Source organism: Pseudomonas sp. LBUM1640, from assembly GCF_059716225.1.
Genome location: NZ_CP166816.1, coordinates 5,397,780 through 5,422,772 on the forward strand (window position 1 = coordinate 5,397,780; position 24,993 = coordinate 5,422,772).

Annotated in this window: 29 protein-coding genes and 4 pseudogenes; 21 read left to right on the forward strand and 12 right to left on the reverse strand. The window is 59.0% G+C overall.

Features of this window, described 5'->3' with window-relative positions; translation table 11 throughout:
• Nucleotides 1-61: 61 nt before the first annotated feature.
• Together ACA065_RS23805 and ACA065_RS23810 are read left to right on the forward strand one after the other, a co-directional pair.
• Nucleotides 62-820 (forward strand): SDR family NAD(P)-dependent oxidoreductase, encoded by a 759-nt coding sequence (locus ACA065_RS23805; RefSeq protein WP_497691779.1) that lies wholly within the window; start codon nt 62-64, stop codon nt 818-820.
• A 50-nt stretch (nt 821-870) separates the two neighbouring features.
• Nucleotides 871-1,776, forward strand: a complete 906-nt coding sequence (locus tag ACA065_RS23810; protein WP_497691780.1) for a LysR family transcriptional regulator — start codon at nt 871-873, stop codon at nt 1,774-1,776.
• Here ACA065_RS23810 and ACA065_RS23815 read toward each other — a convergent pair.
• A complete protein-coding gene (locus ACA065_RS23815; protein ID WP_497691781.1) occupies nt 1,763-2,203 on the reverse strand; it encodes a multidrug/biocide efflux PACE transporter in 441 nt (146 codons plus the stop codon). The two genes, ACA065_RS23810 and ACA065_RS23815, sit on opposite strands and share 14 nt — an antisense overlap.
• Nucleotides 2,204-2,291: 88 nt before the next feature.
• On the opposite strand from ACA065_RS23815, the gene ACA065_RS23820 reads away from it, so the two are divergent.
• Complete coding sequence (locus ACA065_RS23820) at nt 2,292-3,146, forward strand: LysR family transcriptional regulator (RefSeq protein ID WP_497691782.1); 855 nt, start codon at nt 2,292-2,294, stop codon at nt 3,144-3,146.
• A 42-nt stretch (nt 3,147-3,188) separates the two neighbouring features.
• On the opposite strand, the gene ACA065_RS23825 is transcribed toward ACA065_RS23820, so the two are convergent.
• From ACA065_RS23825 to ACA065_RS23840, 4 genes are read right to left on the reverse strand one after another with little or no spacing between them, the layout of a single operon-like run.
• Nucleotides 3,189-4,409 (reverse strand): RNA polymerase sigma factor, encoded by a 1,221-nt coding sequence (locus ACA065_RS23825; protein WP_497691783.1) that lies wholly within the window; start codon nt 4,407-4,409, stop codon nt 3,189-3,191.
• On the reverse strand, nt 4,406-4,882 hold the full coding sequence (locus ACA065_RS23830) for an SRPBCC family protein (protein WP_497691784.1): 477 nt from the start codon (nt 4,880-4,882) through the stop codon (nt 4,406-4,408). Before ACA065_RS23830 ends, ACA065_RS23825 begins: the two co-directional genes overlap by 4 nt.
• A 35-nt stretch (nt 4,883-4,917) precedes the next feature.
• On the reverse strand, nt 4,918-5,262 hold the full coding sequence (locus tag ACA065_RS23835; protein WP_497691785.1) for a YciI family protein: 345 nt from the start codon (nt 5,260-5,262) through the stop codon (nt 4,918-4,920).
• 42 nt (nt 5,263-5,304) lie between these two features.
• On the reverse strand, nt 5,305-5,724 hold the full coding sequence (locus tag ACA065_RS23840) for a YybH family protein (protein ID WP_497691786.1): 420 nt from the start codon (nt 5,722-5,724) through the stop codon (nt 5,305-5,307).
• 148 nt (nt 5,725-5,872) lie between these two features.
• Here ACA065_RS23840 and ACA065_RS23845 point away from each other — a divergent pair, with 148 nt between their 5' ends.
• From ACA065_RS23845 to ACA065_RS23860, 4 genes are read left to right on the forward strand one after another with little or no spacing between them, the layout of a single operon-like run.
• Nucleotides 5,873-6,406 carry a GNAT family N-acetyltransferase gene (locus tag ACA065_RS23845; protein ID WP_497691787.1) on the forward strand — a complete coding sequence of 178 codons (534 nt, stop codon included), beginning with the start codon at nt 5,873-5,875 and terminating at the stop codon, nt 6,404-6,406.
• 26 nt (nt 6,407-6,432) lie between these two features.
• The gene (locus tag ACA065_RS23850; RefSeq protein ID WP_497691788.1) at nt 6,433-6,687 is read left to right on the forward strand and encodes a helix-turn-helix domain-containing protein; all 255 of its coding nucleotides are present in this window, start codon (nt 6,433-6,435) and stop codon (nt 6,685-6,687) included.
• Nucleotides 6,680-7,888 carry a type II toxin-antitoxin system HipA family toxin gene (locus ACA065_RS23855; protein ID WP_497691789.1) on the forward strand — a complete coding sequence of 403 codons (1,209 nt, stop codon included), beginning with the start codon at nt 6,680-6,682 and terminating at the stop codon, nt 7,886-7,888. The genes ACA065_RS23850 and ACA065_RS23855 overlap by 8 nt, the downstream gene beginning before the upstream one ends.
• A gap of 36 nt (nt 7,889-7,924) precedes the next feature.
• The gene (locus ACA065_RS23860; RefSeq protein WP_497691790.1) at nt 7,925-8,530 is read left to right on the forward strand and encodes a pyridoxamine 5'-phosphate oxidase family protein; all 606 of its coding nucleotides are present in this window, start codon (nt 7,925-7,927) and stop codon (nt 8,528-8,530) included.
• A gap of 40 nt (nt 8,531-8,570) precedes the next feature.
• Here ACA065_RS23860 and ACA065_RS23865 read toward each other — a convergent pair whose 3' ends face one another.
• A complete protein-coding gene (locus ACA065_RS23865) occupies nt 8,571-9,053 on the reverse strand; it encodes a GyrI-like domain-containing protein (protein WP_497691791.1) in 483 nt (160 codons plus the stop codon).
• A gap of 196 nt (nt 9,054-9,249) precedes the next feature.
• Here ACA065_RS23865 and alaC point away from each other — a divergent pair, with 196 nt between their 5' ends.
• Nucleotides 9,250-10,461: an alanine transaminase gene (gene alaC, locus ACA065_RS23870; RefSeq protein ID WP_497691792.1), complete on the forward strand. Its 1,212-nt coding sequence runs from the start codon at nt 9,250-9,252 to the stop codon at nt 10,459-10,461.
• Between the two features lie 139 nt (nt 10,462-10,600).
• On the opposite strand, the gene ACA065_RS23875 is transcribed toward alaC, so the two are convergent.
• The gene (locus ACA065_RS23875; protein WP_497691793.1) at nt 10,601-11,953 is read right to left on the reverse strand and encodes a GntP family permease; all 1,353 of its coding nucleotides are present in this window, start codon (nt 11,951-11,953) and stop codon (nt 10,601-10,603) included.
• Between the two features lie 84 nt (nt 11,954-12,037).
• On the reverse strand, nt 12,038-12,571 hold the full coding sequence (locus ACA065_RS23880) for a gluconokinase (RefSeq protein WP_497691794.1): 534 nt from the start codon (nt 12,569-12,571) through the stop codon (nt 12,038-12,040).
• A gap of 211 nt (nt 12,572-12,782) precedes the next feature.
• Here ACA065_RS23880 and gntR point away from each other — a divergent pair, with 211 nt between their 5' ends.
• The 12 genes and pseudogenes from gntR (at nt 12,783) to ACA065_RS23940 (ending at nt 20,785) form a co-directional block, all read left to right on the forward strand.
• Entirely contained in the window at nt 12,783-13,814 is a 1,032-nt protein-coding gene (gene gntR / locus ACA065_RS23885) for an HTH-type transcriptional regulator GntR (protein ID WP_497695413.1), read from the forward strand.
• 118 nt (nt 13,815-13,932) lie between these two features.
• Nucleotides 13,933-14,055: pseudogene (locus tag ACA065_RS23890) on the forward strand (HTH-type transcriptional regulator GntR); the annotation flags it as partial.
• Nucleotides 14,056-14,173: 118 nt separating this feature from the next.
• Nucleotides 14,174-14,296: pseudogene (locus ACA065_RS23895) on the forward strand (HTH-type transcriptional regulator GntR); the annotation flags it as partial.
• 121 nt (nt 14,297-14,417) lie between these two features.
• A pseudogene (locus tag ACA065_RS23900) lies at nt 14,418-14,537 on the forward strand (HTH-type transcriptional regulator GntR); the annotation flags it as partial.
• Between the two features lie 444 nt (nt 14,538-14,981).
• Nucleotides 14,982-15,221: a DUF6124 family protein gene (locus ACA065_RS23905; protein WP_497691795.1), complete on the forward strand. Its 240-nt coding sequence runs from the start codon at nt 14,982-14,984 to the stop codon at nt 15,219-15,221.
• 190 nt (nt 15,222-15,411) lie between these two features.
• Complete coding sequence (locus ACA065_RS23910; protein ID WP_497691796.1) at nt 15,412-16,044, forward strand: glutathione S-transferase family protein; 633 nt, start codon at nt 15,412-15,414, stop codon at nt 16,042-16,044.
• A gap of 15 nt (nt 16,045-16,059) precedes the next feature.
• The gene (locus ACA065_RS23915) at nt 16,060-16,803 is read left to right on the forward strand and encodes an NAD-dependent epimerase/dehydratase family protein (RefSeq protein ID WP_497691797.1); all 744 of its coding nucleotides are present in this window, start codon (nt 16,060-16,062) and stop codon (nt 16,801-16,803) included.
• Nucleotides 16,804-16,956: 153 nt separating this feature from the next.
• Nucleotides 16,957-17,367, forward strand: coding sequence for a hypothetical protein (locus ACA065_RS23920; RefSeq protein WP_497691798.1), 411 nt, complete (start codon nt 16,957-16,959; stop codon nt 17,365-17,367).
• 161 nt (nt 17,368-17,528) lie between these two features.
• On the forward strand, nt 17,529-18,944 hold the full coding sequence (locus tag ACA065_RS23925; protein ID WP_497691799.1) for an MFS transporter: 1,416 nt from the start codon (nt 17,529-17,531) through the stop codon (nt 18,942-18,944).
• 122 nt (nt 18,945-19,066) lie between these two features.
• Complete coding sequence (locus ACA065_RS23930; protein ID WP_497691800.1) at nt 19,067-19,492, forward strand: hypothetical protein; 426 nt, start codon at nt 19,067-19,069, stop codon at nt 19,490-19,492.
• Between the two features lie 177 nt (nt 19,493-19,669).
• Nucleotides 19,670-20,083: a hypothetical protein gene (locus tag ACA065_RS23935; RefSeq protein ID WP_497691801.1), complete on the forward strand. Its 414-nt coding sequence runs from the start codon at nt 19,670-19,672 to the stop codon at nt 20,081-20,083.
• A 189-nt stretch (nt 20,084-20,272) separates the two neighbouring features.
• Nucleotides 20,273-20,785 carry a hypothetical protein gene (locus ACA065_RS23940; protein ID WP_497691802.1) on the forward strand — a complete coding sequence of 171 codons (513 nt, stop codon included), beginning with the start codon at nt 20,273-20,275 and terminating at the stop codon, nt 20,783-20,785.
• Between the two features lie 55 nt (nt 20,786-20,840).
• On the opposite strand, the gene ACA065_RS23945 is transcribed toward ACA065_RS23940, so the two are convergent.
• The 4 genes and pseudogenes from ACA065_RS23945 to ACA065_RS23960 all read right to left on the reverse strand — a co-directional run bounded on the left by ACA065_RS23945 (nt 20,841) and on the right by ACA065_RS23960 (nt 24,205).
• A complete protein-coding gene (locus tag ACA065_RS23945) occupies nt 20,841-21,731 on the reverse strand; it encodes an amino acid ABC transporter substrate-binding protein (RefSeq protein WP_497691803.1) in 891 nt (296 codons plus the stop codon).
• A gap of 117 nt (nt 21,732-21,848) precedes the next feature.
• Complete coding sequence (locus ACA065_RS23950) at nt 21,849-22,421, reverse strand: methyl-accepting chemotaxis protein (RefSeq protein WP_497695414.1); 573 nt, start codon at nt 22,419-22,421, stop codon at nt 21,849-21,851.
• Nucleotides 22,422-22,439: 18 nt separating this feature from the next.
• A pseudogene (locus ACA065_RS23955) lies at nt 22,440-23,168 on the reverse strand (PAS domain-containing protein); the annotation flags it as partial.
• A gap of 167 nt (nt 23,169-23,335) precedes the next feature.
• Entirely contained in the window at nt 23,336-24,205 is an 870-nt protein-coding gene (locus tag ACA065_RS23960; protein WP_497691804.1) for a LysR family transcriptional regulator, read from the reverse strand.
• Nucleotides 24,206-24,301: 96 nt separating this feature from the next.
• On the opposite strand from ACA065_RS23960, the gene gstA reads away from it, so the two are divergent.
• Nucleotides 24,302-24,904: a glutathione transferase GstA gene (gene gstA, locus ACA065_RS23965; RefSeq protein WP_497691805.1), complete on the forward strand. Its 603-nt coding sequence runs from the start codon at nt 24,302-24,304 to the stop codon at nt 24,902-24,904.
• Nucleotides 24,905-24,993 lie beyond the last annotated feature (89 nt).

The window sequence follows — 24,993 nt, forward strand, 5'->3', positions numbered from 1 at the left end:
TTATCACGTTATGGTCGGACAAATACACTTGCTCCCACAATCACTCACAGAGGCACTCACCATGACCCGTAAAATCGCACTCATCACCGGCGCGAGCCGCGGCCTGGGCAAAAGCGCCGCGCTGCACCTGGCGGCACAAGGCGTCGATATTATCGGCACTTACCACAGCGCAGCAGCAGAAGCCCAAGCGGTGGTCGACCAGATTGAAGCGCTGGGTGGCCGCGCCGCCATGCTGCAACTGGATGTCAGCCAAAGCGGCACATTCAACGCTTTCGTCGGCCAAATCGCCACGGTACTCAAGGATGTTTTCGCACAGGATCACTTCAATTTTCTGATCAACAACGCCGGCATCGGTGCGCATGCCAGCTTCGCCGAAACCACCGAAGAGCAGTTCGACCGCCTGGTGGCGATCCACTTCAAGGCGCCGTTTTTCCTCACGCAAAAATTGCTCCCGCTGATCAGCGATGGCGGGCGCATCATCAATATCTCCAGCGGCCTGGCGCGGTTCAGCCTGCCGGGGTATGCGGCGTATGCCTCGATGAAAGGCGCGGTAGAAGTGCTGTCGCGCTACCAGGCCAAGGAGTTGGGCCCCCGCGGCATTACCGTGAACACCCTGGCACCGGGCGCGATTGCCACCGACTTCGGCGGCGGCGCCGTGCGCGATAACCCGGCAGTGAACGCGATGGTCGCCAACAACACCGCGCTGGGCCGTGCCGGTTTGCCGGACGATATTGGCGGGGCGATTTCGACCTTGCTGGCCGATGGCAGTCACTGGATCACCGGGCAGCGCATCGAAGCCTCGGGCGGCATGTTTCTGTAGGCATTGTGCGCTAGCATTCATGCCTTCAGATCACTGACAGGCAATCACCGATGAGTTTTGATCCAGGTTTGGCCGGTGGCATGGGCGTATTGGCGGCCGTGGTCGACAGCGGCAGTTTTGCCCGCGCCGCCGACAGCCTGGCGATGACGCCTTCGGGGGTCAGCCGGGCAATTTCACGCTTGGAAAAACGCTTGGGGATTCGCCTGTTCGACCGCACCACACGCTCGGTGCAACTGACCGACGAAGGCCGCCGTTTCTACCAACAAATCGCCCCGCTGCTGGCCGGTCTCGAAGAGGCCGCCCACTCCGCCGCCGACAGTGCATTGACCGTACGCGGGCGCTTGCGGGTGAATATCGACCCCTACTTCTCGCGCCTGGTATTGGGCCCGGTGCTGGGCGACTTCATGCGCCGCTACCCACAATTGCAGCTGGACCTGCACACCCGTGACCAACTCGGCGACTTGGTGGCCGACGGTTTTGACGTGGCGATTCGTTTCGGCATCCCGCAATCCTCCTCGCTGATCGCGCGCAAGCTGATGGAAGTGCGCGTGCTCACCCTGGCCTCCCCCGCTTACCTTGAGCAATACGGCCGACCGGCCATCCCGCAAGATCTTGAAACCGGGCATATGTGCCTGGACTTTCGCGACTCGCAGACCGGGCGCCCGTTTGCCTGGGAGTTCCACCGCCCGGGCGAGCAGGTGATCGTGCGCACCGACGGTCGCTTGGTGGTCAACGACGCCAGCACGTTATACAGCGTGTGTGAACACGGGCACGCGGTAGCGCAAATGCTCGACCTGGGCCTGGCGCCGGCGCTCAAGACCGGCAGCCTGGTCGACCTGTTTCCCGACTGGCCCGACGAGCGTTTTCCGTTGTACGCCTACTACCCGTCGCGGCATCTGCCCGCCGCCAAGGTGCGGGCGTTTCTGGATTTTGTCGCGTCGCTCAAACTTGGCTGACCAGGCGGCGCTGTACGAACTTTTCCCGCAGCACGTCATACCCCCAGTGATACACATAGGTGTACGGCAGGAAGAACAGCAGTACGCCGATGTCGAGAATAAACGCCTGCATCAGGCTGATATTCAGCCACGCTGCGATCAACGGCACGCACACCAAAATCAGGCCGCCTTCGAACATCAGCGCGTGCAGCACACGGGTCCAGCCATTATTGGCGAGTTGCCAGCGCGCCTTCAGGCGGTCGAACAGGCCGTTGAAGATTACGTTCCAGGTCAGCGCCATCAGGCTGATCGCAAGGGTGACCATGCCCATTTCCAGGGCGGGTTTGTCCATGATCCACGCCAGCAACGGGGTGCAGATCAACAACGCCAAACCTTCAAAACCAATGGCCTGGCAAACACGTTCAGTAATCGACTTGGTAGGGTTCATGACCCGGCTCCGTGAGTGACGATGGTTGCCATCATTACCCTTTGACTCGATACTTCATAACTAATAACCATCGATCAAGGCGATAGACATGGCCTCTAACGAAGTGCTGCAGGCGTTTGTGCAAGCGGCCACCCAGGGCTCGTTTTCTGCGGCGGCGCGCAAGTTGGGCAAAAGCCAGTCCACGGTCAGCGCGGCGGTGGCGAGTTTGGAAATTGACCTGGACGTGGTGCTGTTTGATCGCAGCAGCCGCAAACCGACCCTCACGCCGGCTGGCCATGTGGTGTTGCAGCGGGCCGAGCAGGTGCTGGAGGCCAGCAGCCGCCTGGCGTTGGCGGCGAGTCAGCTGTCACAAGGCCTGGAGCCGAAGTTGACGATTGCCATGTCGGACACCTACCAATCCGACCGTTTTGAAATCGCCCTCAAAGCCTTTGAACAACGCTATCCAGACCTTGAGCTGGAATGTTTGATCGCCGAATGCGAAGACCTGATTGCCTTGGTGCAGAGCGGACGAGCACAGATAGCGTTTATTGAAAAACAGGACACTTACCCGCCCGACCTGACTGGCGCACCGGTGGAAGAACGCACGGAAATTGCCCTGTTCGTTGCGCCCACCCACCCATTGGCTCACCTTAAAAACATCTCTGCACACACCTTGCAGCAACACCGCGAACTGCGCCTGGCGAGCATCATCAACCCGAATGAAACCCGCGCCACCGGGCGTGTGTGGTCGGCGCCCAGTTATTTGATGCTGATGGAAATGGCACAGCTGGGGTTCGGCTGGGCACCGATTCCGCGTTGGTTGGTGGAGCGTTTTGGCGGCGACCATTTGGTGCAGCTCAAGGCCCGCAGTTGGCCGCGCTCGGTGGCGGTCGATGCGCTGTGGTCAAGGCACCACCCGCCGGGGCCGGCGGGAAGTTGGTTGCTGGGCAAGATGTTGGAGTGATTGCCCCCAGACAATACAGATCTAAATGAGTTTTGATCATCATTATCTGGGGGATTTGAGTTCGGCCAGGCGACGTTCGAGGAAGCGTTTTTCGGGGGTTTGCTGGGTCAGTAACAGGGCTTTTTCGTAGGCCTCGCGAGCGGCCTCAACCTGCCCCAACTGCCGACAAAATTCCCCTCGCGCTGAATGCGCCAAGTGGTAATCCAGCAACGCACCCCGTGCCAGAATCCCTTCCACCAATTGCAGGCCCGCCAACGGCCCATCACACATCGCCACGGCCACCGCGCGGTTCAGCTCGATCACCGGCGACGGCACCTGCCTGAGCAATACGTCATAGAGCCCGACAATCTGCGGCCAATCCGTCTCCCCTGCGCTCGGCGCTTCGGCATGCACCGCCGCAATCGCCGCTTGCAGGCAATACGGTCCAAAGCGCTGTGTTCGCAGCGCCTGCTCCACCAGCGCACAGCCTTCAGCAATCAAGGACGCGTCCCACAACTCACGCGCCTGCTCACCCAGCAACACCAACTCGCCGTCTGCCGAAGTGCGCGCCGCACGCCGCGATTCGTGCAGCAGCATCAACGCCAGCAAGCCCATCACTTCAGGTTCCGGCAGTAACTCCAGCAGCAGGCGCCCCAGGCGAATGGCTTCGCGGGTCAAATCCTCACGGGTGAGCCCCGCGCCGATGGACGCCGAGTAGCCCTCGTTGAACACCAGGTAAACCACGCGCAACACGCTGTCGAGTCGCTCGGGCAACGCGTCCAGGGACGGCACTTGGTAGGGGATCTTCGCCTCGCGGATCTTGCCTTTGGCACGCACGATGCGCTGGGCAATGGTGGTGGGCGTGGCCAAAAAGGCGCGGGCGATTTCTTCGGTGGTGAGGTCGCAGATCTCACGCAAGGTCAGCGCCGCCTGGGCGTCGGGCGCCAGGGCCGGGTGGCAGCAGGTGAAGATCAGGCGCAGGCGGTCGTCTTCCACGTCGTCCTCACACCAGTCAGCCGCTTGCAGCGCGTCGGCCTGCTCCTGCAATAACGGGGTAAACCGGGCCTGGCGGCGCAGGCGGTCGATGGCTTTGAAACGGCCGGTCGACACCAGCCAGGCGCGTGGGTTACTCGGCACGCCGTCCTGCTGCCAGCGTTCGACCGCGACGAAGAACGCCTCATGCAAGGCCTCTTCGGCGAGGTCGAAATCCCCCAGCAGGCGAATCAGCGTGGCGAGCACGCGCCGTGATTCGCTGCGGTAAATGGCCTCGATCTGCGGCGTCAATCGGGCAGGCCTTGGGTCACCAGCGTCACCAGGCGGTCCAGGCTTTGGCCCCAGCCATCATGAAAGCCCATGGCTTCGTGGGCCTGCTTGTCGGCCTCGCTCCAGTGCATGGCACGGGCGGTGTAGAGGGTTTTGCCGTCGACCTCTTCGAAGGTGACTTCGGCGGTCATGAAGGGCTTGCCGGAAGGGATCCAGCCTGGCGAGTAAGCGTCGGTAAACACCAGCCGGCTCGGCGCTTCGATCTCCAGGAACACGCCTTGGGTCGGGTATTCGGCGCCATCCGGCGCGCGCATCAAGGTGCGAAACAGGCCGCCGACCCACAGGTTCATTTCGCATTCGGGGGTGGTCATGCCGTGTGGGCCCCACCATTGTTGCAGCAAGGCAGGCTCGGTCCAGGCGCGAAACACACGATTGCGCGGGGCGTCGATCAAGCGACTGATGGACAGTTCAAATTCAGCGGGTTGGGTGGTCATGGGGTAAACCTCCTGAAGTCTTTTGGTTGTTGTGTTCAGAGATTCAATTCACGCACGGGGCGTACTTCCACACTGCCGACCCTTGCCGCCGGAATGCCCCCGGCCACCTGGATCGCTTCGTTCAAGTCCTTGGCTTGGATCAGGTAAAACCCGGCGAGCTGCTCCTTGGTTTCGGCAAATGGCCCGTCGGTGATCGACAACTTGCCATTGCGCATGCGCACGGTGGTGGCAGTGCTCACCGACTCCAGCGGCTCGGCGGCAAGCATGCGCCCGCTGGCCTGGATCGCCTCGGCGTAGGCAAAACACTCAGGGTCTGCCGGGCTGTCCGGTGAGGTGTGCAGCACCTGCTCGTTGCTGTAAATCAGGCAGAGGTATTTCATGTGCGTCTCCGTTTTCGGACTACTGACTATAGTTCGTGGCGGTCAGGGTTTCAGGTCGAACAGCGCCGTGCCGCTTTCCATGTCGAAAGGCGCCGACCAGTGTTCATGCACCACGCGCCATTGGCCGTTGAGCCGTTGGTAACCGGCGGTCACCCGCATCCAGCACGCCTTTACCACGCCATCCGGCCCGGCACCGCCGCAATGGGCCAGCCAGTGGGCAAAGGCGCTGTCTTGGGCCTCCACGATATGCAGCTCATGGAACTCGAAAATACCGGGGCCGGGGCAATGCTTCATGCAGTCGTCCCAATGGGCGCGGTAGGCGGCCTTGCCTTTGAATTGCAGCGCGGTGACGGCATCGAACGCGACGATATCGTCGGCGTAAAAGCTGACAACCTTGTCGATATCTCGGTCAAGTACAGCGAACTTCCATTGCTCGATCAGGGTGTTGATTGCAGTACTCATGGCGATACTCCTGAGGGTTGGAAAATCACGAAGAACACCCTTAGTCGAATGGCTTGCGGGTAAATCGACAGCCTGTTGAAAAATAATTTCGCCACGTGCAAACCCGCTAGAATCCAGGCCTCTTTGTAGGATTTCGGATGCGCCCCCGATGGAAACCCGCCTCGTCCCCTATGAGACGCTGAGCCTTGTGCAAAAGCAGCAGCTCGACACGCTGCAAGTGCACCCTGAGCAACTGGCCTATTCGGGCGATATCTACTGCGCGCTGAACAGCCTGCTGGTCAACCCCAGCCCCGACGCGATCAAAGGCTTCGCCCTGCTCGCCGACGATTTACCCGTGGCCTTTCTGCTGCTCAAACGCCCGCCGTGCCTGCCCCATTGGGCCGATGAACACAGCGCCACGCTGCATGCGCTGCAGGTTGATCGGCATCAGCAAGGCCGTGGCTTTGGCAAGGCGTGCTTGCAAGCGCTGCCGGCGGCGGCGCTGCAGGCCTGGCCGCAGATCAAGGGGTTAGAATTGTCGGTGGACACCGACAATGTGGCGGCGATGGGCTTGTATCTGGGCGCCGGATGGGTGGACAGCGGGGAAGCGTATAAGGGGCGGGTTGGGTATGAGCGGAAGTTAAGATGGGTGTTTGGTCAGGACGGTATTGACACGAAAAAATGTAACGTATATATGACTTAACTAATCATAAGTAATGAATACGTGACATGGAAATTTCGATTATCACCCAACGGCTCGGTCATCAGATCCGCGCCATGCGCCTCAATCGTGGCTATAAGCAAGCGGACCTGGCGAAACTTGCAGGCGTGACTCGGCAAAAACTGATCGAAATCGAGAAGGGAAGCCTCTCGGTTTCCATGAATGCCTATGCCCGCGTGATTGCAGCCTTGGGCAGCGAAGTCAAATTAGTGCCCGTCAGCATGCCGACGCTTGAAGAGCTGGAGGACTTGTTCAATGAATAGCCCTACTCTTCGCGTTCATACCCCTGAAGGTGAAAGCGGCAGCGTTTTGATGGGCGCCGATGATTACCTGTTTCGCTACGACGCTAAGACCCAGGCCCAAAGCGCGATCAGCCTTTCGATGCCAGTGCGCGTAGAAGAATATCGGCGCCGAGAATTGCATCCCATCTTCCAAATGAATTTGCCGGAAGGTTACGTACTTGAACAGTTGCGTAATCGCCTCTCCAAGACGGTCAAGGTTGATCCTATGCTACTGCTGGCTTTATCGGGAAGCAGTGCGCCGATTGGCCGGGTGTTCGTGTCTTCGGATCAGGTAAACGAGTTAATCCAACGCAACGGCCCTCCCGCAACCGGAGAGAACCTCGACGAGATTCTCGCGTGGGACGGAGCAGAAGATCTGTTCGCAGAACTGGTGGATCGCTACATCCTGCGAGCAGGTATTTCTGGTGTGCAGCCCAAAGTGGTGGTGCCGGAAAAACCGCCTGCTCCCGAGCAAAAACTCACCTCGAAAACCAACGACCTGATCATCAAAAGCGGGCGCGAGGAGTTTGCGGGGTTGGCCATCAATGAATACCTGTGCATGTCTATTGCTCGGGATGCAGGCCTGCCAGTACCGCCGTTTTACCTGTCGCAGAACCATAAGCTATTCATCATGCGGCGCTTTGACAGAGACGAGCAGCTCAACCCGCTTGGCTTCGAAGACATGACCACGCTGATGGGCCTCTCTGCGGAGCAGAAATACACCAAAAGCTACGCAGCCATGGCCAAGGCCGTACGCGTATTCTGTTCACCGGAAAACCAGCGCAGTTCGCTGGACCAATTGTTCGATAGCGTGGCGCTGAGTTGCATCGTGGGTAACGGCGATGCTCACCTGAAAAACTTCGGCGTGCTCTACAGTGATCCGGTTAAGGCGGATGCTCGGCTCGCGCCGGCTTACGACATCGTAAATACCACCGCGTATATCCCTGAAGACACACTCGCGCTAGACCTCTCCGGCAACAAATCAATGTTTGCCTCACGCCTGGGCATTCTTGAGTTTGCAAGGACCTGCGAAGTCGAAAAGCCCGAAGCGCGCATTCAGGCGCTGCTTCAAACGCTTGAAGCTGTGCTCAAGCGCGAGGAAGATTACTGCCGGTTAGCCCCTCATGTCGCGAAAGCGATTCGACAGTCGGCGCAAAACTACCAGTACAGTTTCGGGGGCTGAACACCTGCGCATTCATTCAAGGACAAGGTCACTACCATGCTGACAACCCTAGAACAACTTGAAACCCTCTACGGCCTCCCGCACGAACGGGCGGTGCGCAAGGAAATCGCGTTTCTCAACGAGGATTACCAGGCCATGGTGCGGGCTTCGCCGTTGGTGGTGGTGAGTTCATCCGGGCCGGACGGCATTGATGGATCGCCGCGCGGCGATGTGCCGGGGTTTGTGCGCATTGTGGATGAGCGCACTTTGGCGATCCCCGACCGGCCGGGCAATAACCGCGTCGATACCCTGCGCAATCTGCTGCAGGACCCACGCATTGCATTGCTGTTCATCATCCCCGGCATCGGCGAAACATTGCGCGTGAATGGCCGGGCGCAGATTTCCATCGAGCCTGAGCTGCTGGAGAGTTTTGCGGTGAATGGCAAACCCGCGCGGTCGGTGATTCTGGTGCAGGTGGAGGCCGCGTACTTCCATTGCTCCAAAGCTTTTGTGCGCTCGGACTGCTGGAACCCCGAGAAGCATCTGGACCGCTCGGCTTTGCCGTCGGCCGGGGCGTTTCACAAGCGGCTCAATGACGGGCAATTTGACGCCGAAGCGTATGACCGGGAGATGCCGGAGCGGGTCAGAAGCACGTTGTATTGATACATCTGCAGGAGCCGGCTTGCCGGCTCCTGCAGGAGGGTCAGCCTCTTTCGCCAACCGGTAACCAGATTTCCACCGTGCCCGTACCTTTGCGCCCATCAAAATCGGCACTGTAGCGCTCAAAATCCGCCCCCATCACCTTATAGCCCGAATGGGGCAGCCATTCGAACATGATGCGCTCGTACGTTTGCTCAAGTGCCTGCACTGGCCCGTAATGCGGGAACACGGCGTAATTGAGCGGCGGGATTTCGATGCACTCGAAGTTGCTCGGCACGTCGCCCCGGGTGGGTACTTCAGCACCGGCCATATAGTCGAATTCGCCATGTTTGGGGTTGTGGCAAACGCCATACGTCACGCCGCCGACGCGCCGCTTGAGGTCCTTGATGCAGGTATCGAACAACTCCCACAGCTTGGGGATATCACCCACGGTGGCCTTTGAATAACGCCCTTGGACGCCTGCGATCACCAGGGCTTTACCGGCTTCCATGCGTGGCGCTAACGGTTGTTTTGTCTGCTGATCCATCTGAACAGTCTCCTTCTTATGAGGGAACAAACCCGCATCGAGTATAGGGGCATATCCACGCCGTACTCCAAGCAGAAATTTTTGCGGCAGCATCTGGACAACTGGCCATCATCGACCGTATTGTCTGCCCCGCAGGCCACCGCAGTGGCCGACGTCGCTCGGACGGTTCCGGGCGCTTACGTATTTCGAGGCAACAATGGCCGACCAAGGTTCGCCGCGCCGCTTTGCGCGCATAGATCGACTCCCCCCTTACGTTTTTAATATCACTGCCGAGCTGAAGATGGCTGCGCGTCGGCACGGCGAAGACATCATCGACTTGAGCATGGGTAACCCTGACGGCGCCACGCCTCCACACATCGTGGAAAAAATGGTCACCGTCGCCCAGCGTGAAGACACCCACGGCTACTCCACTTCCAAAGGCATTCCGCGCCTGCGCCGGGCGATTTCGCGCTGGTACAAAGACCGCTATGCCGTGGACATTGATCCGGAAACGGAAGCCATCGTGACCATTGGTTCCAAGGAAGGCCTGGCGCACTTGATGCTGGCCACCCTGGACCAGGGCGATACCGTGCTGGTGCCCAACCCGAGCTACCCGATTCACATCTACGGTGCCGTGATTGCCGGCGCCCAGGTGCGTTCAGTGCCGCTGATTCCCGGCGTGGACTTCTTCGCCGAGCTGGAACGGGCGATTCGTGGCTCGATCCCCAAGCCGAAAATGATGATTCTGGGCTTCCCGTCCAACCCTACCGCGCAGTGCGTGGAGCTGGACTTTTTCGAACGCGTGATTGCGCTGGCCAAACAGTACGACGTACTGGTGGTGCACGACCTGGCCTACGCCGACATCGTCTACGACGGCTGGAAAGCCCCGTCGATCATGCAGGTGCCGGGCGCCAAGGACATTGCGGTGGAGTTTTTCACCCTGTCCAAGAGCTACAACATGGCCGGCTGGCGCATTGGTTTCATGGTCGGCAACCCGGAACTGGTCAACGCCCTGGCGCGCATCAAGAGCTACCACGACTACGGCACCTTCACGCCATTGCAAGTGGCCGCGATTGCGGCGCTGGAAGGCGACCAACAATGCGTAAAGGATATCGCCGAGCAGTACCGCCAGCGCCGTAATGTGCTGGTCAAAGGCCTGCATGAGTTGGGCTGGATGGTCCAGAACCCGAAGGCGTCGATGTACGTGTGGGCGAAGATTCCCGAGGCGTATGCCGCCATGGGCTCGCTGGAATTTGCCAAGAAACTGCTGCTGGAAGCGAAGGTGTGTGTGTCGCCGGGGATTGGCTTTGGTGAGTATGGGGACGATCACGTGCGCTTTGCACTGATCGAGAACCAGGACCGGATTCGCCAAGCGGTGCGCGGCATTCGCGGGATGTTTCGGGCGGATGGGCTGGTGACTAAAGCCTGACCCTTAACGCCCTGAAGAAACCGAATTAATGTGGGAGCTGGCTTGCCTGCGATGGCGATGGTGAATCCAACACTGCTATCGCAGGCAAGCCAGCTCCCACATTTGATTGGGTTACCACATAGGTTTTGTGGTGTGCCTGTTACACCACCAACGACAGCAACATGATAAAGATCAGCGCCACCACCGACAGGATGGTTTCCATCGCCGTCCAGGTCTTGAAGGTCTCGAGCACGGTCATGTTGAAGTACTGCTTCACCAGCCAGAACCCCGCATCGTTGACGTGAGACAACACCAACGAACCCGCACCCGTCGCCAACACCAGCAACTCACGGTTCACGCCCGGAATCATGCCTACCACCGGCACCACAATGCCTGCACCGGTAATGGTCGCCACGGTCGCGGAACCGGTGGCCACACGAATCACCGCCGCCACCAGCCACGCCAGCAAAATCGGGTTGATCTGCGCGTTCACCGCCATATGGCCGATCACATCACCCACGCCGCTGGTCACCAGCATCTGCTTGAAACCGCCGCCGGCGCCGATGATCAGGATAATCGCGGCGGTCGGTGCCAGGCTGGCGTCGAGCAGCTTGAGGATTTGCTTGGAGTGAATGCCCTGGCGATGGCCAAAGGTGTACAGCGACAGCAGCAACGCCAGCAGCAACGCGGTGATCGGGTGACCGATCATGTCCATCCAGTTGCGGATGGCGTGGCCGTCCGGCAGTGCCACGTCAGCGAAGGTTTTGAGCAGCATCAGGAACACCGGCAGCAGCACGGTGATCAGGGTAATGCTGAAGCTCGGCAGGTTTTTGGACTCCGGCTCGCGGGCCAGTTGGTCGACCAGTTCCTGGGACGGGTTGCCCGGGATGTACTTGGCGATAAACGTACCGAAGATCGGCCCGGCAATGATGGCGGTCGGCAGTGCGACGATCAGGCCGTACAGGATGGTCTTGCCGATGTCCGCGCCAAACACGCCGATGGCCAGCAGTGGGCCCGGGTGCGGTGGCACCAGACCATGCACCGCCGACAGGCCGGCGAGCAGCGGGATGCCGATTTTGATCAGCGACACGCCGGTGCGGCGCGCAACGATAAACACCAGCGGGATCAGCAGCACAAAGCCGATCTCGAAGAACAGCGGAATGCCCACCAGGAACGCGGCGAACATCATGGCCCACTGGACTTTCTCTTTGCCGAAGGCGCGAATCAACGTCTGCGCAATCTGATCGGCACCGCCGGATTCGGCCATCATTTTACCGAGCATCGTGCCCAGCGCTAGGATGATGCCGACAAAGCCAAGCACGCCGCCGAAGCCGTCCTGGAACGCCTTGATGATCTTGTCCACGGGCATGCCCGAGGTCAGGCCGAGGAAGCCGGCCGCGATGATCAGTGCAATGAACGGGTGCACCTTGAACTTGGTGATCAGAACGATCAGCCCGATGATAGTGACCACTGCATCTAGCAGCAGGTAGGACTCGTGGGACATGCCAAACATGGGGGGTCTCTCCTGTTTGTTGTTGTTATTAAAGCCGGTGTTGAATTTCCTGCCGGGGATAGCGCTATCTTTTCCGGCAAAAAATTAATGGGTTGGTTCAAAGCCGTGTTGCAGCCACCAGGCATTGGTTTGCTCGGCCAGGTCCTCGACGCTGTCTTCGCTGGCGTTGAGCGCCAGGGTCAGCGGTTCGCCCACGGGCGATTCAAGGGTGGCGAACTGGCTCTCGATCAGGCTTGCCGGCATGAAATGGCCGGGGCGATGGGACACGCGGTCGGCGGCCACGGCGCGGGTCAGCTCCAGGAATACAAAGCCCAGGCCCGGCGCGGCTTCGCGCAGGTGGTCGCGGTATTTTTTCTTCAGCGCTGAACAGGTGAGCACGGGATGCTCGCCGGCTTTGAGCGAGCGGCGCAGTTCATCGCACAGGATGTCGAGCCAGCCGGCGCGGTCGTCGTCGTTGAGGGGGTGGCCGGCGCTCATCTTCTCGATGTTCGCGGCGGGGTGAAAGCTGTCGCCTTCAATGGCAGTGGCGCCGTTCAGGCGGCACAAGGCTTCGCTGACGCTGGACTTGCCACAGCCGGAAACACCCATGATGACCAGGGCGGTAACAGGTTGACTCATGAAACACCTCAGGACGCAGATAGCGCTACCTTTGCACGCTGTAAGGCTAGTGCAAAAACAGGCTTTTCCCGCGCCGTCTTGTCATTTTTATGGAGTGACGCGTGCATCCTCTCCAACAGTTTGAACAGGATCAGGCAACCCAACGTTCAAGAATTTGCAGCCGTTTGGAGACAGCGCTACCTTAGTGCCTCGATTTTTGTTTGGCAACCGCCTGATGACCTCCAAGAACGATAAAAATACCCGCACCACCGGTCGCCCGACCCTCAATGAAGTTGCCCGCCTGGCCGGCGTCAGCCCGATTACCGCCTCACGCGCCCTGCGCGGCATCAGCACCGTGGCCATCGAACTGGTCGAAAAGGTGCAATTGGCCGCCGCCGAACTCAACTACGTGGTCAACCCCGCCGCCCGCGCGCTGGCCTCGGCGCAAAGTCACTCGGTGGTGGTCATCGTGCCGTCGCTGTCCAACCTGTTGTTTATCGAAACCCTCGAAGCCATCCACCAGGTGCTGCGGCCCAAGGGCTTTGAAGTGCTGATCGGCAACTCCCACTATTCACGCGACGAAGAAGAAAACCTGCTGCGCAATTACATGGCCTACCAGCCACGCGGTTTGCTGCTGACCGGGTTTGACCGCACCGAAAGCGCGCGACGGATGGTCGAGGCCAGCAATGTGCCGTGTGTGTACATGATGGACCTGGACCCGAATGCCGGTGTGAACTGCGTGGGCTTCTCACAATTGGCCGCGGGTGAAACGGCGGCTGCGCATCTGATCTCGCGCGGGCGCAAGCGCCTGGCGTACATCGGCGCACAGCTGGACCAACGCACGTTGCTGCGCGGTGAAGGTTTTCGCCGCGCGCTGCAACAGGCGGGCCTGTACGACCCGGCGCTGGAATTGCTGACGCCGCGCCCTTCCTCCGTGGGTTTGGGTGGCGAGCTGTTTTTGCAGTTGCTGGCGGCGCATCCGGATGTGGATGCGATTTTCTTTGGCAACGATGACTTGGCCCAGGGCGCGCTGCTGGAGGCCATGCGCCACGGTATCCAAGTGCCGGAACGCGTGGCGGTGCTGGGTTTTAACGACTTGCCTGCGTCATCCTTCATGGTGCCGCGCTTGAGCAGTATCAGCACGCCGCGTGAAGCCATTGGGCGGCGTTCGGCGGAGCATTTGCTGACGATCATGGCGGGCAACAAGATTGCCAAGCCGGTGGTGGATATGGGGTTTGAGCTGCAGGTGCGCGAGAGCACCTGAGCGCGGCCTGATCGTTCCCACGCTCTGCGTGGGTACGCCTCTTGTGACGCTCTGCGTCATGCTTTGGACGCAGAGCGTCCAGGGCTGCATTCCCACGCGGGAGCGTGGGAACGATCAGACGCCGCGTGAAGCCATTGGGCGGCGTTCGGCGGAGCATTTGCTGACGATCATGGCGGGCAACAAGATTGCCAAGCCGGTGGTGGATATGGGGTTTGAGTTGCAGGTGCGCAAGAGCACCTGAGCGCGGCCTGATCGTTCCCACGCTCTGCGTGGGAATGCCTCTTGTGACGCTCTGCGTCATGCTTTGGACGCAGAGCGTCCAGGGCTGCATTCCCACGCGGGAGCGTGGGAACGATCAGACACCGCGTGAAGCCATTGGGCGGCGTTCGGCGGAGCATTTGCTGACGATCATGGCGGGCAACAAGATTGCCAAGCCGGTGGTGGATATGGGGTTTGAGTTGCAGGTGCGCGAGAGCACATGAGCGCGGCCTGATCGTTCCCACGCTCTGCGTGGGAATGCCTCTTGTGACGCTCTGCGTCATGCTTTGGACGCAGAGCGTCCAGGGCTGCATTCCCACGCGGGAGCGTGGGAACGATCAGGCACCGCGTGAAGCCATTGGGCGGCGTTCGGCGGAGCATTTGCTGACGATCATGGCGGGCAACAAGATTGCCAAGCCGGTGGTGGATATGGGGTTTGAGTTGCAGGTGCGCGAGAGCACATGAGCGCGGCCTGATCGTTCCCACGCTCTGCGTGGGTACGCCTCTTGTGACGCTCTGCGTCATGCTTTGGACGCAGAGCGTCCAGGGCTGCATTCCCACGCGGGAGCGTGGGAACGATCAGAGTGGTGTGGGACGTCTGTAGGACGCGGCTGACATTGCGGTAAGCGCCTTGCCCGGTTGCCTACGCTTACGTCAGAATCCGCCGGCTTGTGCGCTTGGGTATGGAGTTCTAAGGTTTGCCGGTCACTGAATTTCTCGGTGATCGGGTTTAGTAGCCCGACTTTTGGACACTCTTAGTGCATGAGCCTCATCTGAGTTTGATGGCGGCTGTGCGTAGGGCACTTTCGGGTGCGCCGGCTTTGAGTGTCCACCGGTCTACTAACCTGCGTACAGCTGCCACCCTTCGTTTAGTAGCGATACGGCGGCGGCCTATTCCAGGACGCTTAAATGATCAAAGAAACTGAAAAACCGCCAATCACTCTTTTCACCATCACACCCGACACGCCGACCGAAACCCTGTTGATCAACAGCTACGAAACCGTGTGCTCCGTCAGCGCATTACTGCTCGACCTATCCAATGACCTAAACGGCAAACACCGCGATGTTGCATTGGCGATTCATCAACTGAGCGAGTTATCAGTCTTGATGGTCGGCAAAGCCATGGACCAGCACACACCGCGAACCTAAAGCCCTGCTCGGTCAACCATGTGGGAGCTGGCTTGCCTGCGAATGCGGTGGGTCAGCTACAAACGGGCTAACTGAACCACCGCATTCGCGAGCAAGCCCGCTCCCACATTTTGACCGTGCCCGCTTAAGACTCTCGCGGTCATCTGCGCCCCCTGCTAGATTGGCCATTCTCCATCGTCAGGGAAGCACCATGGGACACTCACTGAAAATCCTCGGCCGCACGTCCTCCATCAACGTGCGCAAAGTGCTCTGGACCTGCCAGGAACTGGGCATCGACTACGTGCGCGAAGACTGGGGCATCGGCTTCAAGCCCACCCAATCCGCCGAGTTCCTCGCGCTGAACCCCAACGCCCAAGTGCCGGTGCTGATCGACGACCACGGCGTGCTGTGGGAATCCAACACCATCTGCCGCTACCTCGTCGGCCTTTACCAACGCACTGACCTGCTGCCCGCCGAGCCCGCGCCACGTGCGCGGGTCGAGCAATGGGTCGACTGGCAAGCCATCGAACTCAACCGCGCCTGGGGCGATGCCTTTACCGCGCTGGTGCGCAACAACCCGGACGGCCTCGACGCTGCGCAGATTGCCGCCGCTGTACACCTGTGGAATGACAAGATGGGCCTGCTGGAACAACAGCTGGCCAAAACCGGTGCCTATGTAGCCGGCGATGAATTCACCCTGGCCGATATCCTCATCGGCCTCTCGGTGCACCGTTGGCAGAACACGCCCATGGAGCGCCCGCCCTACCCCGCCATCGCGGCCTATTACCAACGCCTCAGCCAGCGCCAGGGCTTCAAGACTTTCGCCCTCGACGGTCATAACTAAAATAAGGACACCCCCGTGAAAGGACTCAACGTACTGCTTACCGGCGCCTGCGGCAGAATCGGCAAGACGTTTTTCCAAGCCTGCAAAGACCGCTACCGCTTCACCCTCACTGATCGCGTCGCGCCGGGTTTCGAGCTGGGCGAGCACCGCTTTGTGCACGCCGACCTCAGCGATAAATCCAGCCTGGCGACCCTGCTCGACGGCATCGACGTGATCGTGCACCTGTCGGGCATCCCCCACGCCAGCGCCTCGTTCGACGAATTGCTGCCAAACAATATCCTCGCCACCACTTACCTGTTCGAAGCCGCCGTGGCTGGCGGTGTAAAACGCCTGGTATTCGCCAGCAGCGCGCAAACCATTGAAGGCTACCCGGTGGATCGGCAGATCACGCCCGGCATGCCGGTGCTGCCCGCCAACCTGTATGGCGTGAGCAAATGCTATGGCGAAGCGCTATGCGGTTATTACGCCGCCAAGACGCCACTGTCGACGATTGCCCTGCGCATCGGCGCCTTCGAATTCCCCGAAACCCACGATCTGAATAACGCCCGCGACCTCAGCGCCTGGCTCAGCCCGCGTGATGCGGTGCAATTGCTGCAACGTTCGGTGGAAGCTGAAGGTGTAAAGCACCTGATCGCCCACGGCATTTCCAATAACCGCTTCAAGCGCCTGGACTTGAGTGAGACCACACGGGTGTTGGGTTACCAGCCAGTGGATGATGCGTTCCAAGCGTTCGACATTAAGGTTGATCGCCTGACATGAATAAAAACCCTCAGCATGCAGCGTTTAATCGTAAAAAATAACTGTGGTTTCTGACAGTTGCGCGCCTCCAGAACCGGGTCCTCAATGGAGCAGGTTTTCACCCCTCTATGGAATGAAAAACCGTAATTCCATTTAACGCTGGAGAACGCACACATGCCCGCAGATACCTCAACTCAACAAAATTACGCTGGCCCCTTCGTCGTTGAAAAGTCGCTGAATGGCGCCTTCAATACTTCCTACGCTTCAATGACCGGTCGCGATGGGTCATTTCTAACCGTTACGGCACGGTCCACCACGTTGTCCCCAGAAATCGCAATTGGACTGGACTTCGAGTATTTCGAAGGTAAAAAATCGGGCAAGTTCGGCATACCCGACTCTAAAAACCACGCGGGCTATGTACAGCACACAGACCATGGCAGTACGAGTTTTGATGCAAAACGCGGAACCTTCGAAGCTAACTATTCGCGCTTAAAAAATATAAGCGGTCGGTATCAATTCTTCATTGAGCACCAAGGAAAAGAAGTCGAGTGCGCAGGTACATTTAATATTAATGTGGAGCTCTGACAAACGTAGAGCCCCTACTGAGCCCCAGCGCCATAAAAGCTTGAAACCTGAAGCCCTGGCGCAATAAATCGGCGTTTGTGTGACCTGTCGTATGCAATTTCACAAGCGCCGATTTCCGTTAGCCAGCTAAGATTCCAGGCCACTGCCCCTGGAATTTGCCCATGTCGACACTCACCGCCTCAGCCACGGACGGCATCGACCCGATCCGTGCCGCCCATATCAGCGCGCGCATTGACCGCTTGCCCGCCGTCGCCACCGTTTGGCGCCTGGTGGCGCTGCTGTCGATTGGCGGTTTTTTCGAGCTGTATGACCTGTTCCAGACCGCCTACATCAGCCCCGGCCTGATCAGCGACGGGATTTTTCACGCCGGTAGCGAAGGCGTATTCGGTTTCTCCGACCAGGCCGCGTTCGCCTCGGCGACTTTCCTGGGCCTGTTCCTCGGCGCCAGCCTGCTCAGCCCCATTGCCGACCGCTTCGGGCGCCGGGCAATCTTCACCTTTGCACTGATCTGGTACACCGTCGCCACGGTGTTGATGGGCATTCAGACGTCCGCCCTGGGCATCATCGGCATGCGCTTTCTAGTGGGCATCGGCTTAGGGATTGAACTGGTAACCATCGACGCCTACCTCTCGGAACTGGTGCCCAAGCGCATGCGCAGTTCGGCGTTTGCCTTTGCGTTTTTTATCCAGTTTCTCTCGGTGCCCGCGGTGGCGCTGATGTCATGGTGGCTGGTGCCCCAGGCGCCGTTCGGGGTCGCGGGCTGGCGCTGGGTGGTGTTGAGCAGTGCAGTGTTTGCGCTGTTTATCTGGCAATTGCGCAAACGTCTGCCGGAGTCACCGCGCTGGCTGGCACAAAAAGGCCGCTTTGACGAAGCCGGGCAGATCATGGACAGCCTGGAGGCACGCTGCCAGAAAGACCACGGCAAACCGCTGGATGAACCCGAGCCACAAGCCGTCAGCGTGCAGGGCAACGGCCGTTTTGCCGATATCTGGCAACCGCCTTATCGGCGCCGCGCGTTGATGCTGATTGTGTTTCATGTGTTCCAGGCCATCGGCTTTTTCGGCTTCGGCAATTGGTTGCCGGCGCTGCTGTCGGGCCAGGGTGTGAGCGTGACCCACAGTTTGCTGTACGCCTTTATCATCACCCTCGCCTACCCGTTGGGCCCATTGCTGTTTGTGAAGGTCGCCAACCGTTTCGAAAACAAATGGCAGATTGTCGGCTCGGCCATGGGCGCGGTGATCTTCGGCAGCCTGTTCGCCCTGCAAACCACGGCGGTGGGGCTGGTGATCTGCGGGGTGATGATTACCTTCTGCAACGCCTGGCTGAGCTTCAGTTATCACTCGTACCAAAGCGAACTGTTCCCCACCAATATCCGCGCGCGGGCGGTGGGGTTCTGCTATTCGTTCAGCCGCTTGTCCACGGTGTTCAGCAGCCTGTTGATCGGTTTTATCCTCGAGCACTTGGGCACGCCGGGCGTATTGGCGTTTATTGCCAGCAGCATGTTGATCGTGATGATCACCATCAGTTGGTTCGGCCCGCGCACGCGCAATTTGGCGCTGGAAAATATTGCGCACTGACGTGCAACCCACTGGTCGGTTATTCGCTCAACCTGTGAATATTGACAGTAGACGGTCTGTTTTATACATCACTAAATAGCCTTCATGACCCTGCCTGACGCAGGGTCAATAAGGAGTTGATGATGACACAGACCCCGAAATTCCTGACAGGCGAGCTCACCTCATTCGCCGTGACAAGAGACGATCACTACAACATCACCTCAACGGGTATGGAGTGGACAATTGACGGTGCCAAATACCGCCTTTCTTTCAGGCGCGATAGAAATATCTCGATAGAGGTCGTTACATCCAAAAACATCACGCTGGGTAATTATCTGTTTGGCACAACCCGCTCAGACGTAGAGATGTATTTTATTGATACCAGCAAAACACCGCCGCTCCGCATCCGGGTAGACCAGGGATCCTTCAATGTCACTAAAACCCTCAGCTGGGAGGGAGCGACGCTCCCAGCGGATGCGGGCTTCATGGGCGCCGGCGCCGCTTCTGGCTTCACACTCAAACTTAGCGATGGAAAACTGCGCCTTAAGGAGCAGACACCCGTGCAGTAGGCAGACATACATACCGCCTATAACGTGATCGGTTACACCACCAATAAAGTGATGCACAGTTACGTTTAACCATATTCCCTGTGCAACTTAAAAGTTGCAGTAAATACAATCGAGGCCTTCATCCTTATCGTGATGACAGCGCCCCGCATATTAATATTATTAATAGAGCGCCCCTCCATGACCACTACAACACCGGCACAAAAAACCACCGGCACTTTAAACGTCACAAAAGCCCCTCGCGGCCCCTTCAAGGCTGCTGATTTAGAAATCTACGAGGACAGAGGAACCCTTAACCTGAATGGTCGCTTACGCATTGCATCTGGCGAGTCAGTCACCGTTTCATTAACCGTTAACCTCGTAACAGGCCCCTCTAAAGGAACGTTCGCCAACAATGACAAGGTCCCTTTCGCCAACATTGGTTATCACAAAGACGATGGAGGAATTTATTACGATGCAGAAAGCGGCGACTACGAATTAACGTATAACAAAGCCACCCAGAACGTGAGCGGGAAAGCTCATTTCCAATCAACCATCGCGGGTAAAAAGGTTGAATCCGCCTTCGACTTCAACATTACAGGCTTGAGTGGGTAACACTGCCTGCGAATTCACCTCGGCGCGACCTCGAACGTTTTGCACCTACCTTCTGACGGCAATGCTTGGCCGCCAGCAGGACAATGTTTGCCGCGACGGTCGCACCATCCCCAATAAAACCGGGCCTATCGCACCCGGCATGCTATTTGCTCCACCTGACGCACCGAACATATCCACAGGTGACCGATCATGCTGGTTAACAACAACACTCAAGCTGTGTCGACCGTGCAACAGCTCAAGCGCCCTGACATGGACCCCGCCAACGCCGCCGCCAGCGCGCTGTACAGCGGTGCCGTGCAAGCGGCGCAACAGAGCGTAACCGTGCCGACCGCGCAGAAGGACCTGGACAAGGCCAACGACCGTATCGACGAAGCCTTCGCCAAGACGCGCGTGCAATTGCAAGCGACCACCGCAGCCCCGACGGCGTCGACCGATGTGCCGGCGGCCGGTTCGAGCACCAGCACCGCGCGCGCTGACTTCACCGACTACATGAGCAAATCCCCGGCCGAACGCATTCGCGAACAACTGCTCAAGGAGCAGGGTTTGACCGAGGCGCAAGTGCAGGCAATGCCGCAGGAAAAACAGGATGCAATTGCCAAGCAAGTGGCTGATCGCGTGAAGCAGCAGCAAGAGCAGCAAGTCGCGGCGAAGACCGCTGACCCGCAAGCGCAGACCGTCAAAGAGACCTTGGCCGCGATCTGAATACGCAGCCCTGGAGCAAGGGAGCAGAGCCGCTCCCTTGCTGGCTCAAAGCACCTTACAACGCCTTACCCGGCTGATCCGTCGGCGCACCGAACATCTGGTCCATCTGCGCGGAAAACGGCACGTTCACATTCAGCGTCTTGGTCACTATCGGCGTTTCAAACCACTTGGCATACAGTGTCTTGGCTTCCCCGGAGGCCATCAAGCCCTTCAGGGTCGTGTCCACCGTGCGTTTTAACGCGGGGTTATTTTTCGGCATGATCAACCCCAAGTGTTCCACCACCAGCACGTCCTTCAAAAACTGATAACGCGCAGGCTCGGCGGCGCTCGCCATTAACGGGGCCACCACCACTTCATCAAACACCAGGCTGTCGGCCTGGTTGTCGACCAACAACTTGAAGCCCTCGGTCAGGTTCTTGGCAGGCACCTTTTTAAGGCTCCAGCCTTCGCGTTTCTCAAGCTGCTTAACCACCTCGCCCACGGTGGTGCCCTCGACGATTATTACGGACCGGCCATTGAGCTGCTTCAAGGTGTCCAGCTTCTCGCCCACCCTGGAGACCACTTTAATCGAGGCTGCAAAGGTTGAAACGCTGAAATCAACCTGCTTCTGACGCTCCAGCGTATTGGTGGTGGAGCCGCATTCCAGGTCCACCGCGCCGCTGCTGACGGCACTGATACGGTCTTTGAAACTCAAGGGTTTAAAGCTCAAGACCAGCTCATCAAGCTTGAGGTTTTTCTGGATGTCACCGGCGATTCGCCGACACAGGTCGATGGAATAGCCAACCGGTTCACCGGCGCCGGGCTGGTAAGAGAACGGCAGGGCCTCGGCCGGGTAACCAATCACCATGTGTTTTGTTGCGTGGATTTTTTCCATAACGGCATCGTTCGCAGTCACGCCGGCTGAGAGCATGCACAGCGACAGGCATAAGGCACCTTGCAACTTCATAGTTCGTCCTATTCAGTGATTAAACCTGAGCCTTATACGTCCCCCCTTGGAACCGCTCTGTAGGTTTAATCGCAAAGCTCGCTGGCGACCCTGGGTCGACAGCGAGCCGCAAGACCGCTACTGCAACTGCAACGTCGAGTTGAACTGGCTGATCGCATCCACCACATGCCGTGAGCCTTCCTGAATCTCCAGGATCACCTGCCCCGCCTCATTCGCCAGCTCCACCCCGAGCCCTGTGCGGCTCAAGCTCGACTGCATGCTCGACACTGCGCTCAGCGACAGGTCGTGGTTCTTGCGCACCACGTCCACAATCTCCACCGTCGCCTGGCTGGTGCGCGCCGCTAGACTGCGCACCTCGTCGGCCACCACCGCGAACCCGCGCCCATGTTCGCCGGCCCGCGCCGCTTCAATGGCCGCGTTGAGCGCCAGCATATTGGTTTGTTCGGCAATGCTACGGATGGTCTGCACGATGGCGCCAATGATGTCCGACTGCTTGCTCACCGCGTCGATGCTCTGCGCCGCCTGGTTCAGATCCTGGGAAATTTCTTCGATGATCTGCACCGTTTGCTGCACCACCTCCGAGCCTTTGCGTGCGCAGGCGTCGTTTTGTATCGAGGTGGCGTGGGCCGAGTCGGCAGCCGTGCGCAGGGTGGTGACCTGGTCGGTGATGTCGCTGGCGAACTTCACCACTTTGTACAGGCGCCCGTTGGTGTCGAAGATCGGGTTGTAGGACGCTTCCAGAAACAGGGTTTTGCCGTATTTGTTTTTGCGCTCAAAGCGATGGGAATGGTATTCGCCACGGTTGAGTGAGGCCCAAAAGGCCTTGTACGCCGGTGATTCAACCTCGGCGCGATGGCAGAACATGCTGTGGTGCTGGCCGATGATTTCTTCGCGCGAATACTGCACGGTGCGCAGGAAGTTGTCGTTGGCATTGAGGATCTGGCCTTGGGGCGTGAATTCAATCACTGCCATGGAGCGGCTGATGGCGTCGATCAAACTCTGGTTCTCGTGTTCGTGGTGGACCCGTGCAGAAATATCCGACGCCACTTTGATCACGCTCTGCACCTGGTTGCTGCTGTCCAGCACCGGCATGTAACTGGCTTCGAGCCACACTTCGTCACCGCGCTTGTTCAGGCGCATGAACGTGCCGCTGAGGGCTTCACCCCGCGCCAAGTCACGCCACAACTTGGCGTACGCCTCGGTGTGGGTGTAGGCGTCTTCGCAAAAGACCCGATGATGTTTGCCGCGAATCTCCTCGACGTTATAGCCCATGGTTTTGCAGAAGTTGTTATTGGCGTCGAGAATCACGCCGTTGCGGTCGAACTCGATCATCGCCATGGAACGGCTGATGGCGGCGAGTTTGGCGTTGGCTTCGGTAAGGGCACAGGAAAAGCGTTCGATTTCTTGCAGGTCGGATTTGTGCTGGCGGTTGAACATGGTCAGATCACCCTTGATTCCCGGCGCCTGAATAGGCGCATTCCATTCTTCAGTTGGCTATTGCTGGCACACCTTCAGGGGAAAAAACCATCCGAATCGCTTTATATGCCAAGCGTCATCAACGGTTCTGGGTGAGCATAGACAGGGCTTGGCGCTATGCAAGGCCACTAGTCAGCCAGCATTTTTAACAATGCGCTGACGGCAGCCGAGGGTGGAAGGGTTTGTGATCCGACCAAAGCAAATTCACGGTGCAGCGGGACGGTCAGCGGCATTACGCGCAAGCCATTGCGCTGGCTCGGCAGGGCCATTTCAGGCACCAACGTCACACCGACGCCTTCGCGCACCAGGCTGTAGGCGCTGTTCCATTCGCGCACTTCCACGCGGATATCCTTCAGGGTCAACCCCGCAGCGGCGCCCAGGCTGCGGGCATTTGCGGTGCAGCCGCCAGTGGCCAGCACGAAGGGTTGTTCGAGCAATTCCTCAAGCGACACGCTGGCATCGGCCACGCGCTGCGCCAGTGGATGGTTCGTCGGCAACACGGCCATCCATAAGTCGCGGCCCAATACCGTGGCGTTGCGCTCGGGCTTGGGGTTAAGCACCACGCCGAGGTCGATCAGGCCCGCGTCGAGCAAGGTGTGCACTTCACTGTCCGTGACATCCAGGGTGGTGACCTCAATGCCTGGGTTCAACTGACGAAACCGCTGCAGCAGCGGCGTCAGAAAAGTCGCCAGCACCATCGGGAAACTGGCGATGCGAATGCTCCCACGCAGTAGCGGGCGGGCTTCATCGACCGTTGTGCGAATGGCCTGCAACGCGCCCATCATCACTCGCGCTTGCTCAATCACACTCAGCCCCAGGGCTGTGGGTAAGGTCTTGCGCGGTTCACGGGTAAACAACTGCGCACCCAGCGTCGCCTCCATGGACGCCATGGCTTGGCTGGCGGCCGACTGGGTCATGCCCACCTGTTCGGCCGCCGCCGTGATGCTGCCGCGATCGGCTACCGCCACCAGCAAACGCCAATGCATCAGGTTCATCATGGCAGTAGCTGTCCTTATGGATAGGGTCTGAAGGTTTAATTTTACGCAAGGTGCCATGCCCGTGAGACTGGCGCAAATCCAACGGAGCCGCCTTAGATGAAACTGTATTTTTTCCCGAATGCCTGTTCGCTCGCGCCGCATATTGTGCTGCGCGAATTGGCGTTGCCGTTCGAGCTGGTGCTGGTGAATAACCAGGCTAAAACCTTCGCCGACGGCGAGGACTTCCTGCAGATCAACCCCAAGGGCTACGTGGCAGCGCTGCAACTGGACAACGGCCACGTGCTGACCGAAGCCAGTGCGATCCTGCAATACCTGGCCGACCTCAAACCCACCGCCCACCTCGCCCCGGCCAATGGCAGCTGGGAGCGTGTGCGCTTACAGGAATGGCTGAATTTTATCGCCAGCGAGATTCATGGCGGGCTGGCGATATTCTTCAACCCGGCGATTCAAGGCGAAGTGCGGGCGATGTTTGTGGCCACGCTGTACAAGCGGTTTGCGATTCTGGTGCAGACCTTGGCGGGCCAGGCTTACCTGCTGGGCGAGCAGTATTCGGTGGCGGATGCGTATTTGTTTGTGGTGCTGCGTTGGGCGGGGTTTCACGACATTGATTTGCAACAGTGGCCGGCGCTGGCGGCGTTTCAGCAGCGGGTGGGCGAGCGGCAAGCCGTGATTGCTGCCCTGGCCGCCGAAAATACATGACCTGAAATGCAATCAAAAATGTGGGAGCGGGCTTGCTCGCGAATACGGTGGGTCAGTCAGCACATGCATTAACTGATACACCGTATTCG